General features: G+C 68.5%; 12 protein-coding genes. 7 read left to right on the top strand and 5 right to left on the bottom strand.

What is annotated here, in order from left to right; genetic code table 11:
* Positions 1–32: 32 nt before the first annotated feature.
* The 5 genes from AAG801_RS34790 to AAG801_RS34770 form a co-directional block, all read right to left on the bottom strand.
* Positions 33–647: a LysE family transporter gene (locus AAG801_RS34790; RefSeq protein WP_099794289.1), complete on the bottom strand. Its 615-nt coding sequence runs from the start codon at positions 645–647 to the stop codon at positions 33–35.
* A 114-nt stretch (positions 648–761) separates the two neighbouring features.
* The gene (rsmG, locus tag AAG801_RS34785) at positions 762–1,406 is read right to left on the bottom strand and encodes a 16S rRNA (guanine(527)-N(7))-methyltransferase RsmG (RefSeq protein WP_341892518.1); all 645 of its coding nucleotides are present in this window, start codon (positions 1,404–1,406) and stop codon (positions 762–764) included.
* Positions 1,403–3,382, bottom strand: a complete 1,980-nt coding sequence (mnmG, locus tag AAG801_RS34780; protein ID WP_341892517.1) for a tRNA uridine-5-carboxymethylaminomethyl(34) synthesis enzyme MnmG — start codon at positions 3,380–3,382, stop codon at positions 1,403–1,405. Before mnmG ends, rsmG begins: the two co-directional genes overlap by 4 nt.
* Before the next feature lie 177 nt (positions 3,383–3,559).
* Complete coding sequence (locus tag AAG801_RS34775) at positions 3,560–4,447, bottom strand: transglutaminase family protein (protein WP_341892516.1); 888 nt, start codon at positions 4,445–4,447, stop codon at positions 3,560–3,562.
* A gap of 35 nt (positions 4,448–4,482) precedes the next feature.
* Positions 4,483–4,668, bottom strand: a complete 186-nt coding sequence (locus AAG801_RS34770) for a DUF1328 family protein (protein WP_341892515.1) — start codon at positions 4,666–4,668, stop codon at positions 4,483–4,485.
* Positions 4,669–4,858: 190 nt separating this feature from the next.
* Here AAG801_RS34770 and gstA point away from each other — a divergent pair, with 190 nt between their 5' ends.
* From gstA to AAG801_RS34735, 7 genes are all read left to right on the top strand, one after another.
* Complete coding sequence (gene gstA, locus AAG801_RS34765) at positions 4,859–5,467, top strand: glutathione transferase GstA (RefSeq protein WP_101490659.1); 609 nt, start codon at positions 4,859–4,861, stop codon at positions 5,465–5,467.
* Between the two features lie 114 nt (positions 5,468–5,581).
* Entirely contained in the window at positions 5,582–6,835 is a 1,254-nt protein-coding gene (locus tag AAG801_RS34760; protein ID WP_341892514.1) for a CoA transferase, read from the top strand.
* A complete protein-coding gene (locus AAG801_RS34755; protein ID WP_341892513.1) occupies positions 6,835–7,668 on the top strand; it encodes an enoyl-CoA hydratase/isomerase family protein in 834 nt (277 codons plus the stop codon). Before AAG801_RS34760 ends, AAG801_RS34755 begins: the two co-directional genes overlap by 1 nt.
* A gap of 16 nt (positions 7,669–7,684) precedes the next feature.
* Positions 7,685–8,470 carry an enoyl-CoA hydratase/isomerase family protein gene (locus AAG801_RS34750; protein WP_341892512.1) on the top strand — a complete coding sequence of 262 codons (786 nt, stop codon included), beginning with the start codon at positions 7,685–7,687 and terminating at the stop codon, positions 8,468–8,470.
* On the top strand, positions 8,467–10,284 hold the full coding sequence (locus AAG801_RS34745) for an acyclic terpene utilization AtuA family protein (RefSeq protein ID WP_341892511.1): 1,818 nt from the start codon (positions 8,467–8,469) through the stop codon (positions 10,282–10,284). The genes AAG801_RS34750 and AAG801_RS34745 overlap by 4 nt, the downstream gene beginning before the upstream one ends.
* A complete protein-coding gene (locus AAG801_RS34740) occupies positions 10,281–11,273 on the top strand; it encodes a tripartite tricarboxylate transporter substrate binding protein (RefSeq protein WP_341892510.1) in 993 nt (330 codons plus the stop codon). The genes AAG801_RS34745 and AAG801_RS34740 overlap by 4 nt, the downstream gene beginning before the upstream one ends.
* Before the next feature lie 45 nt (positions 11,274–11,318).
* Positions 11,319–12,128: a GntR family transcriptional regulator gene (locus tag AAG801_RS34735; RefSeq protein ID WP_341892509.1), complete on the top strand. Its 810-nt coding sequence runs from the start codon at positions 11,319–11,321 to the stop codon at positions 12,126–12,128.
* Positions 12,129–12,199: the final 71 nt, after the last annotated feature.

Below are 12,199 nucleotides of genomic sequence, written 5' to 3'. Positions count from 1 at the left end.
CATGTGTCGTCAGTGCGGGTCGTCGGGGTCGGTCAGCGCGAGATCGCGAGCTTGATGCCGAAGGCGATCAAGAAGGTGCCAGCCAGCTTTTCGAGCGTGGCCGAGATGCGGGGATTGGCGCGGATGCGCTCGGCCAGGAAGTGCGTGAGCAGCGTCGAGGTCAGGCCGTACAGGAAGGTCAGCGCGGCGATGGTCACGGCCATGGCGCCGAAAGTGATGAGGCCCTGGTGCCGCGCCGGATCGACGAACAGCGGGAAGAAGGCCATGTAGAACACGATCGCCTTGGGGTTCAGCAAGGTGATCGTCAGCGCCTGACGCAGGAAATGGCTCGGGCGGATGTTCAAAATTGGTGCCGCACCTGGCTTGGCCAGCAGCATCTTGAGACCGAGCCACGCCAGGTAGGCGGCGCCCAGCCACTGCACGGCCTTGAAGGCGGCCGGATAGGCAGCCAGCACGGCAGACACGCCCGCCACCGCCGCCCACATCAGAACCTGGTCTCCCAGGATCACGCCGAAGGTCGCTGCCAGGCCGCCGCGAATCCCGCCTTTGCTGGTCGAAGTGATCAGCGCCAGATTGCCCGGACCGGGAATCAGAAGGAACAGGACGATGGCGGCGACGAATGCGCCGTAGTCAGCGATGCCGAACATGGGATTTGCCTCGAAAAAGAGAGCCAGGGGGAGGCTTCGAGTCTAAGGCAGGCCGGCGCCGGGAAGATTGCTCCGGCACCGGCTTTTGCCGGCGCCGTCGCATCTTTTACGAAATCAGGCGGCCTCTTTGCGCGCCCAGACGATGCAGCGCTCGGCGTCCAGGCCCGGCACCGTCAATTGTTCCACGTGAAACACTGCGACGCCGGCCGGCAAGGCGGCGAGTTCGTCGGTCGGCATCTTGCCCTTCATAGCCAGCCAGACACCGCCCGGCGCCAGCAGATGCACCGAGCCGTTGAAGAAATCGGGCAGCGATGCAAAGGCGCGCGAGCTGATCACCTCGTAGCTGCCGGCCAGCGATTCGACCCGCGCGTGCAGGCCACGCAGGTTAGGCAGCTCCAGTTCGGCCGCCACCTGTTGCACGAAGGCCGCCTTCTTGGCGACGGCGTCGAGGCAGCTGACTTCGATATCGGGCCGCATGATGGCGATCACCACGCCCGGCAGACCGCCCCCCGAACCGACGTCGAGCAGCTTGCCCTTCCCTGCCCATTCGCGCTGCAGCGGTGCGATGGCGGCGAGGCTGTCGAGCAGATGGTGCGTCATGACACCGGCCGGGTCGCGCACGGCCGTCAGGTTGTAGACCTTGTTCCACTTGAGCATCAGCGTGCCGTAGGCCAGCAGCTGTTCGCCCTGCGTGTCGGACAGGGCCACGCCCAGGGCGGCTGCGCCTGCGCGCAGCGTGTCGAGAGGCGTCGCGCTCATGGTGCGGTGTGCGGCTCGGCGGCTGCAGCTTCGGTGGTGGTCGTGGCCGTATCGGCGGCATCGCGGGCGAAGGCCTTGTGCCCGCCCTTGCGCAAGTGAATCATCAGCAGAGAGATGGCGGCGGGCGTGACGCCCGAGATGCGCGAGGCCAGCCCCAGCGTTTCGGGCCGGTGCTTGTCCAGCTTCTGACGCACCTCGAAGCTCAGGGCCTTGACCTGGCCGTAGTCGAAGTCGGCCGGCAGCTTCAGATTCTCGAAGTGGGCGGCGCGCTCCACTTCGTCGTGCTGGCGTTCGATGTAGCCGGAGTACTTGGCCGAGATCTCGATCTGCTCGATCTCCGATTCGCCCAAGGCCGTGCCCGCAGCGTACTTGCCGCCGTCCAGCGACATCAGGGTTGCGTAGTTCACATCAGGCCGGCGCAGCAGGTCGGCCAGGTTGTATTCGTGTTCGATGGCCTTGCCCAGCACCCGCGCCGACTCGGCCGCCGGCAGGTTGCGCGGGTTCACCCAAATCGACTTGAGCCGCTCTGTTTCACGTGAAACAACGTCGCGCTTCCGGCTGAAAGCGTCCCAACGCGCGTCGTCCACGAGGCCCAGCTTGCGCCCTGCTTCGGTCAGGCGCATGTCGGCGTTGTCCTCGCGCAGCTGCAGCCGGAACTCGGCGCGGCTGGTGAACATGCGGTACGGCTCGGTCACGCCCTTGGTGATCAGGTCGTCGACCAGCACGCCCAGGTAGGCCTCGTCGCGGCGCGGCAGCCAGGCGTCTTCGCCCCGGCACTGCAGCGCGGCATTGATGCCGGCGAACAGGCCTTGGGCTGCCGCCTCTTCGTAGCCGGTGGTGCCGTTGATCTGTCCGGCAAAGAACAGACCGCGGATCGCACGGGTCTCGAAGCTGCTCTTGAGTTCGCGCGGATCGAAGTAGTCGTACTCGATGGCGTAGCCCGGGCGCAGGATGTGGGCGTTTTCCAGCCCCGCCATCGAGCGCACCAACTGGTACTGGATGTCGAACGGCAGGCTGGTCGAGATCCCGTTCGGGTAGTACTCGTTGGTCGTCAGGCCTTCGGGCTCAAGAAAGATCTGGTGGCTGTCCTTGTCGGCGAAGCGGTTGATCTTGTCTTCGACGCTCGGGCAGTAACGCGGACCGACACCGTCGATCTTGCCGGTGAACATCGGGCTGCGGTCGAAGCCCGAGCGGATGATGTCGTGCGTGCGCTGGTTGGTGTGCGTCACCCAGCACGGCATCTGCCGCGGGTGCATCTCGACCTTGCCCATGAAGCTGAACACGGGCATCGGCCCTGCCCCACCGGGCATGCCATCGCCAGGTTGTTCGGCGCACTTCGAGAAGTCGATGCTGCGACCATCGAGCCGCGGCGGCGTGCCGGTCTTGAGGCGGCCCTGCGGCAGCTTCAGTTCCTTGAGGCGCGCCGACAGGCTGATCGCCGGCGGGTCGCCCGCGCGGCCGGCTTGGTAGTTGTCGAGGCCGACGTGGATGCGGCCGTCGAGGAACGTACCCGCGGTCAGCACCACGGTGCGTGCGCGGAAAGAAATGCCCACCTGCGTGACGGCGCCAACCACACGGTCGCCTTCGATCATCAGGTCGTCGACGGCTTGCTGGAACAGGCTGAGGTTCGGCTGGTTTTCCAGGCGGTGGCGAATCGCGGCCTTGTACAGCACGCGGTCGGCCTGCGCACGCGTCGCGCGCACGGCCGGGCCCTTGCTCGAATTGAGGATGCGGAACTGGATGCCCGCCTCGTCCGTGGCAATGGCCATGGCGCCGCCGAGCGCATCGACCTCTTTCACGAGGTGGCCCTTGCCGATGCCGCCGATCGACGGGTTGCAGCTCATCTGCCCCAGCGTCTCGATGTTGTGGGAGAGCAGCAGCGTCTTGGCGCCCATGCGTGCGGAAGCGAGCGCGGCTTCGGTGCCGGCATGGCCACCGCCGACGACGATCACATCGAATTCTTCGGGGTACAGCATTGGAAAAAAGGAGCGCACCACAGGACGCGTGCGCGGCGCAAAAAAGGGCACTAATTTTAAGCGGCGATGCCCTGTCGTGCCCCCGGTGTGGACAAGCTAGAGGGCCACGCCAAAAATGGCCAGAACCCGCGTCAGGATTGCGGAGGTTGCTATATATTTAATAGCAAACAACCCGCATCAGGAGGGCACTTGCGCGGGCTTGGGCACCGGATCGGGCTTCTCGATGCCCCGCAGCTCGCCGCTGGGGGCCGGCGTGCGCGGCGGCACCGCGCGTTCGTCCTGCAGCTCCTGCACCTTGAGCTTCTTGTCGGTCATGCGCACGGCGCCGAAGATCGTGGAGAAGGCCACGTCCTTCGCGTCGCGCCCCGTGCCCACGCGCACCAGCCGGTCGACCGGCGCCATGCGCGTCGGATCGAACAGCACCCACTGCCCGCCGAGCCAGGCTTCGAACACGGCGTGGAAATCCTGCGGCGGCTCGTCGAACCACACATAGCCCACCACCAGCCGCGCCGGGATGTTGAGCGCGCGGCAGAAGGTGATGCCCAGGTGCGCGAAGTCGCGGCACACGCCGGCGCGCTGCACGAACACCTCGCGCGCCGTGGTGGTCGAGTCGCTGCTGCCCGGCACGTAGACGATGCTGTCGTGAATCCAGTCGGCAATCGCCTGCACGCGGCCGATGCCCGGCGGCAGGTCGCCGAAGAGCTGCTGCGCGCAGCGCGCCAGCAGGTCCGACTCGCAATAGCGCGTGGACAGCAGGTCGCCCAGCACGGCGTCGGGCAGTTGGCTCACCGGCACCTCGGGCAGGGTGGCCGGCACATGCACCACCGGGCGCCGCACCGTCGCGCGGTAGGCGATGGTCAGCGGGCCGGGTTGGGCGTCGAAGCGCACGAAGCGATTGCCGCTGTCGGCCTCGCAGCCCACCCGCAGCCGCGCGGGCGGCTCGATGGTCAGCGTCTCGGCCAGCACCGCCTGCGCGCCCGTGCGCGCGGCCTCGATGTTCAGTCGCAGGTGCGCCGGCGCATCCACCTCATAGTCCAGGCGCAGATCGATGTGCGACAGGTGCATGGCAGGGGCCAAGGGCGTGCAAGCCGGCAAGGCGGTCAATCGATCACTTTCTTCACCGCGCCCACACCGAGTGCTGCGAGCACCACGAACAGCACCGCCAGCACGAGGAACAGGCCGAACAGCAGCTTGGCAATACCCGCCGCGCCGGCCGCGATGCCGCCGAAGCCCAGCAGGCCTGCCACGAGCGAGATGACCGCAAAAATGATCGCGTACTTGAGCATGGTGAACCACTCCTTTGCTTCGTTGCGACGGGCGTGCGCCGCCGTGTCCGGACTGTAGGAAGGCCCTGCCCCACGCCCGATAGTCGGCGCGCGCAAGCCGCCGTAGGACAAAAACGCGACGCAGCCAAACCCGCTAGCATCCCCTGCGGTCACACAGATCTTTCCCTTCTATCCATTGGAGTTTTTTCGAATGAAGCTGTACTACTCGCCCGGCGCCTGCTCGCTCTCCCCTCACATCGCGCTGCACGAAGCCGGCATCGCCTTCGAACCCGTGCTGGCCAGCACCAAGAGCCACAAGCTACAGGACGGCACCGACTACTACGGCATCAACCCGCTGGGCTACGTGCCGATGCTCGAGCTCGACGACGGCACCCGCCTGCGCGAAGGCCCGGCCATCGTTCAGTACATTGCCGACCTCGCCCCCACCAAGAACCTCGCGCCCGCCAACGGCACGATGCCGCGCTACCGCCTGCAGGAGTGGCTGACCTTCATCGGCACCGAGATGCACAAGGGCTTCAGCCCGCTGTTCAACCCGGCCATGCCCGAAGAAGCCAAGACCATCTCCAAGGACAAGCTCAAGGCCCGCTTCGAGTGGCTCGACAGCGAACTCGCCGCCAAGCAGTACCTGATGGGCGAGCATTTCAGCGTGGCCGACGGCTACCTGTTCACCGTCACCAATTGGACCAAGCCCACCGGCGTGGACATCTCGGCCTTCCCCAATGTGCTGGCCTGGCACGCCCGCGTGGCCGCCCGCCCCGCCGTTCAGGAAGCAATGAAGGCCGAAGGCCTGCTGAAGTAAGCCGAAGCCCACCGATCCGGGGGAAAACCCGGATCGATTCAGCCAGAAGCCGCCTTGCGCGGCGTTTCTTTCGCCTCATAAACTCTATAAATAGAACTTTAGAGATTGAGGCCGATGTCTTCTTCTTCGCCATCTTCCCCTCCGGACGAACCCGGCGCACCCGGTGCACGCGGCCCGCTCACCGGCGTGCGCGTCGTCGACGTCACGGCCATCTTCATGGGCCCGTCGGCCACGCAGATGCTCGGCGACCTCGGCGCCGACGTGATCAAGGTCGAAGCGCCCGAGGGCGACGTGGTGCGCGGCATCGGCGCCCAGGGCCAGCAGAAGATGGGCCCGCTGTTCCTGGGCATGAACCGCAACAAGCGCAGCATCGCGCTCGACCTGAAGTCGCCCGAAGGCCGCGCCGCGCTGCTCGACCTCGTGCGCGACGCCGACGTGCTCACCTACAACGTGCGCCCGCAGGCCATGGAGCGCCTGGGCCTGGGCTACGACGCGCTCGCCGCCCTCAACCCGCGCCTGCTCTACGTGGGCATGTTCGGCTTCTCGCAACGCGGGCGCCATGCCGCGAGTGCGGCCTTCGACGACCTCATCCAGGCCGCCTGCGCCCTGCCCCAGGCCATGGCCATGGGCAGCCCCGACGGCACGCCGCGCTACCTGCCCATCACCATCGCCGACCGCTCGGTGGGCCTGTATGCCTTCGGTGTGATCAGTGCCGCGCTCTACGGCCGCGAGCGCACCGGCCGCGGCCAGCGCATCGATGTGCCGATGTTCGAAACCATGGTGCCGCAGGTGCTCGGCGACCACCTCTACAACCAGACCTTCGTGCCGCCACAGGGCGACTTCGGCTACCCGCGCCTGCTCTCGCCCGAGCGCCGGCCCTACCCGACGCGCGACGGCCACGTCTGCTGCCTGATCTACACCGACCCGCAGTGGCGCGCTTTCCTCGCGGCCATCGGCCAGCCCGCGCTGTTCGACAGCGACCCGCGCTTTGCCGACATCCGTGCGCGCACGCGGCACATCGACGCGCTCTACGCGATGGTCGGCGAGGCGCTGGCCACGCGCACCACCGCCGAGTGCCAGGCCCTGCTCGCGGGCACCGACATCCCGGTGTTCCCGATGCACACCTTCGACACGCTGCTCACCGACGCCCATCTGCAGGACATCGGCTTCTTCAGCGAGATGGACCACCCCGACGTCGGCCGCATCCGCCAGATGGCCGTGCCCAGCGAATGGTCCGGCACACCGCCCGGCCCCGCCACGCCGCCGCCGCGCCTGGGCCAGCACAGCCGCGAAGTGCTGCGCGAAGCGGGCTACGACGACGCGCGCATCGACGCCCTCATTCACAACGGCGCCGTGCGCGCATCCTGATGACCACCACCGCTTCTTCTTTCATCGCCTGCGACATCGACGGCCACGTCGCCACCCTCGCGCTCGACCGGCCCGAACGCCGCAACGCCTTCGACCTCGAGATGCGCGCGCAGATGTTCGATGCCATCCGCAATGCCGTCGAAGACTCGCAGGTTCGCGCCATCGTCCTCACCGGACGCGGCGGCCACTTCTGCGCGGGCGGCGACGTCAAGGGCATGCGCGAGATCGAGCGCCTCGAAGCATCTGCCGGCCGCCTTCGCATGAAGGACGCACAGGCCGGCATGCGCCTGCTGATGCAGAGCGACAAGCCCGTCGTCGCGGCGATCGAGGGCTGCGCCTACGGCGGCGGCTTCGGCCTGGCGCTGACGGCCGACATCGTGCTCGCCGCGCCGAGCGCGCGCTTCTGCATGTCGTTCATGAAGGTCGGCCTCGTGCCCGACTGCGGCGCGCTCTTCACGCTCGCGCGCAGCGTGGGCCTGAACCGCGCCAAGGCGCTGATGCTGTCCGCGCGCGAGCTCGACGCACAGACCGCGATGGACTGGGGCATCGTCCATGAAGTCATCGCCGCCGACGCGCTGCTGCCGCACGCACAGGCCATCGCCGCCGCGCTGGCCCACGGCCCCGCCACCGCCCTCGCGCTCACCAAGCAAGGCCTGCAGCGCACCTTCGACAGCGACATGGACGCGATGTTCGAGTTCGAAGCCATGGCGCAAGGCCTCGCCTTCGCCACCGACGACCACCGCCAGGCCATCGACGATTTCACGCAGCGCCGGCCGGCGCGCTTCCAGTGGCCCGCCTTGCCTTCCTCTTCCTCCCCCTCCTCTTCCTCTTGAACCAAGGACCCACCGCATGACCGATCACGCCCCGTCCCCCACTGAACTGCGCGAGGAAATGCGCGGCGCCGTGATGTGGCTCACCATCGACCGCGAAGCACGCCGCAACGCCATCAGCGCGGACGTGCTCGCAGGCCTGTCCGACGCGCTGGCGCGCGCCAACCGCAACACCGACGTGCGCGCCGTCGTCATCACCGGCGCGGGCACGCGCGCCTTCTGCGCGGGCGCCGACCTGCAAAGCGGCAGCGCGTTCAAGTTCGACTACTCGCAGCCCTACCAGGGCTTCGCCAACCTGTTCCGCCAGGCCAGGCAATCGACCGTGCCGCTCATCGCGCGCGTCAACGGCGCGTGCATGGCCGGCGGCATGGGGCTCATGGGCATGTGCGACATGGCCGTGGCCAGCAGCCAGGCCGTGTTCGGCCTGCCCGAGGTGAAGGTCGGCCTCTTTCCCGCACAGGTTCTCAGCGTGCTCGGCGACCTGCTGCCGCACCGCGTGCTGTCCGAGATGTGCATCACCGGCGAGCCGATCACCGCCGCGCAGGCGCTCGAACACGGCCTCGTCAACCGCGTGAGCGACGACGTCGATGAAAGCGTCGACTGGCTGCTCGGCCGCATGCTCGACAAATCGCCCGCCGCCATCCGCCGCGGCCTGTACACGATGAAGAAGATCGAGGCCATGGCGTTTGAAGAATCGATGGCCTTCACTGAAAGCCAGATCGCCCTCTTCGCCCTCACCGAAGACGCCGCGGAAGGCCAACTCGCCTTCCGCGAAAAACGCAAACCGCAATGGAGTGGCCGATGAACAGCAACACAAAAAACAGCAAGGACCGCGTCGTCCGCATCGGCGGCGCCTCCGGCTTCTGGGGTGACAGCAGCGTGGGCGCACCGCAGCTCGTGGCCAGCGGGCAGATCGACTACCTGGTGTTCGACTACCTCGCCGAGCTCACGATGTCGATCCTCGCGGGCGCGCGGCTCAAGAAGCCCGAGCTGGGCTACGCCACCGACTTCGTCTCGGTCGCCATGAAGGCCGTGCTCAAGGACGTGGTGGCGCAAGGCATCCGCGTCGTGAGCAATGCCGGCGGCGTCAACCCGCAAGGCTGCGCGGACGCACTGGCCGCGCTCGCTGCCGAGCAAGGCATCGCGCTGCAGATCGCGGTGGTGAGCGGTGACGACGTGTCGCCGCTGCTGCCCGAGCTGCGCGCAGCGCAACCGCCCGTGCGCGAACTGCAGAGCGGCGCAGCCCTGCCCGAGCGCGTGCTCACCGCCAACGCCTACCTCGGTGCGCGGCCCGTGCAAGCGGCGCTCGATGCCGGCGCGCAGGTGGTCATCACCGGCCGCTGTGTCGACTCGGCCGTCACGCTCGGCGTGCTGATGCACGAATTCAAATGGCAGCCCGGCGACCACGACCTGCTGGCGGCCGGCAGCCTCGCGGGCCACATCATCGAATGCGGCTGCCAGGCCACGGGTGGCCTGCACACCGACTGGGACACCGTGCCCGACTGGCCCCACATCGGCTATCCCATCGTCGAATGCAGCGCCGACGGCAGCTTCGTCGTCACCAAGCCCGCGGGCACCGGCGGCAAGCTCACGCCCGCGGTGGTCGGCGAGCAGATGCTCTACGAGATCGGCGACCCCGCAAGCTACCTGCTGCCCGATGTGGTGGCCGACTTCACGCAGGTGCGCATCGAACAGGCCGGCGAGCACCGCGTGGCCGTGCACGGCGCGCGCGGGCGCGCACCGACCGCCACCTACAAGGTCTGCGCTACCTACGTCGAAGGCTTCAAGACCGCGGCGCAGCTCACCATCGTGGGCTTCGATGCGGTGGCCAAGGCGCGTCGCACCGGCGAGGCGATCCTCACGCGCACGAGCGAGCTGATTGCGGCCGCCGGCCTCGGGCCCTACAGCGGCACGCAGCTCGAAGTGCTCGGTGCCGAGTCCTGCTACGGACCGCACGCCCAAGCCACGCCAACGCGCGAAGCCATCCTGCGGCTCGCGGTGACGCACCCGCGCAAGGAGGCCCTGGAGCTGTTCGCACGCGAGGTCGCGCCAGCCGGCACCTCGTGGGCGCCGGGCACCACGGGCGCGGGCGGCGGGCGCGCATCGGTCTCGCCGTCGATCCGGCAGTACGCGTTCCTGCTCGACAAGGCGCGCGTGCAGCCGCGCGTCACGGTCGATGGTGCGCCGGTCGACGTGCCGCCGACGCAGGCGGGCGACGGCGCACCGCGCGCGGTGGTCGCTTCGGCTGACACGCTGGCCGACATCGACACCGCCGACAGCATCGAGGTGCCACTGATCCGCCTGGCCTGGGCCCGCAGCGGCGACAAGGGCGACACCTCCAACATCGGCATCATCGCGCGCCACCCCGCGCTGCTGCCGCTGCTGCGCGCGCAGCTCACCGAGGCCCGCGTGGCCGCATGGCTCGCGCACCTGGTGAAGGGTCGCGTCACGCGCTACGACGTGCCCGGCATCGATGCCTTCAACTTCGTCTGCGAACAAGCGCTCGGCGGCGGCGGCATGGCCTCGCTGCGCAACGACCCGCTCGGCAAGGGCATGGGACAGATCCTGCTCGCGATGCCGGTGCGCGCGAGCACCGCCCTGCTGGCGCTGCTGCCATGAACGCCGCGCGCATCCAGCGGCGCAGGCTGGTGCTGGGCAGCTGCGGCGCCGCAGTGCTCGGCGCGCCGCTGCATGCGCTGGCGCAACCGGCCTGGCCGTCGCGGCCCATCCGCCTCATCGTCTCCTTCAGCACCGGCAGCGGCAACGACACCATCGCGCGCGAACTCGCGGTGGCGATGACGCAAAGCCTCGGCCAGAGCGTGGTGGTGGAAAACCGCGGCGGTGGCGGCGGCGTGATCGGCACCGAGGCCGTCGCCAAGGCCGCGCCCGACGGCTACACCATCGGCCTGGGCACCAGCTCGCAGCTGGTGATGAACGTGGGCCTGTACCGCTCGCTGCCCTTCGACGTCGAGAAAGACCTGCACGCCATCGGCCTGGTCTCGCGCACGCCACTCGTGCTCGTGGCCAGCGCCGACATGCCCGGCACGCTGAAGGAACTCATCGCGCTTGCGAAGGCCCAGCCGGGCGTGGTCAGCTACGGCTCCGGCGGCCCGGGCTCCATCAGCCACGTCGTCGGTGAAGCCTTCGCCAAGGCCGCCGGCGTGCAGCTGCTGCACGTGCCCTACAAGGGCAACGGCGCTGCGCTGGTCGATCTTTCGGGCGGCCATGTGAAGCTGCTGTTCGACGGGCTGATCTCGACCGCGCCGCTGGCGAAGCAGGGCAAGCTGAAGATGCTCGCGATCTCGGGCGACAAGCGCAGCCCGATGGCACCGGCGCTGCCGACCTTCGCCGAGCAGGGCCTGCGCGACTACGAGGCCTACACCTGGAACGAGCTGATGGCGCCTGCCGGGACGCCGCCCGAGGTGCTCGCCAAGCTCAATGCCGCGCTCAATCAGGCGCTGGCGCTGCCGGCCGTGCAGGCGCGGCTCGCACAGGGCGCCTCCGACCCGCTGGGGCCGACCACGCCCGCGCAGGCCGAGGCCTATGGACGGGCCGAGCGCGCGCGATGGGTACCATTCATCCGCTCGCTGCGCATCGACACTCCCTGAAGCGCAGCCCCGCCACGCCACGCAGCACAGCGCACCGCCCCCGACATGAACCTCCCCGCCGCGTCCCCTCTTCCTTCGCCCCTGGGCGGCGACCACGGCGCGGGCGTCACGCAGTACCTGCAGTTGGCCAGCGTGCTGCGCCACCGCATCGCCCACGGCGAACTGCAGCCCGGCCAGCAGTTGCCCACCGTGGCGCAACTCGCGGCCGACTACAAGCTCGCGCGCGTCACAGTGCGGCAGGCCTACGGCGTGCTGGCGCGCGAAGGCCTGCTCACCAGCCAGCGCGGCCGCGGCACCTTCGTCGCAGCCCGGCCCACTGCGTGTGCGGACCCGCTGCTGCGCAACGCCATCAACGATCCGCGGGCGCGCAACATCCGTTTCGACATCCTCGAGCAGCGCCGCCAGCAGCCGCTGCCCGAAGGCCTGGCACGCGGCAGCGCCACCTTCCCGGACTACGCCTTCATCCGCAAGATCCACGTGCACGACGACGAGCCCTTCTGCCTCGTCGAGATCCATGTGGCGTCGGAAATCCACGCGCTGTTTCCGCCCGACAGCGAACAGCACCACAAGATCGCCCACCTGCTCGAACAGCATGCCGCCGACCGCATGCACAAGGTGCAGCAGACGCTCACCGTGGCGCCGGCCGACCTGCTGCTTGCGCAGTACCTGCACTGCTCCTTTGCCACCCCCATCGCGCACATGGAGCGCCGTGTCTTCGACACCCAGGGCCGCATCGCGCTCGCGGGACGCTTCTGGTACCGGGGCGACCGCTTCGTGTCCGACATCGAGATGCCCTTCGCCACCTGGGCCAACGCCGGGGCATCGCTGATCCCCGAGGCCCTGGCGCTGCCCTGAGAAGGTGTGAACGAACCCGCCATGCCCGCTCATCCCGCCCAGGCGCGCCCCCTCCGCGTTGCAAATGCTCG

Source organism: Variovorax sp. YR752 (genome assembly GCF_943372545.1).
The sequence above is the reverse complement of the archived record's forward strand: the minus strand, read 5'-3'. Positions and strand labels throughout refer to the sequence as shown.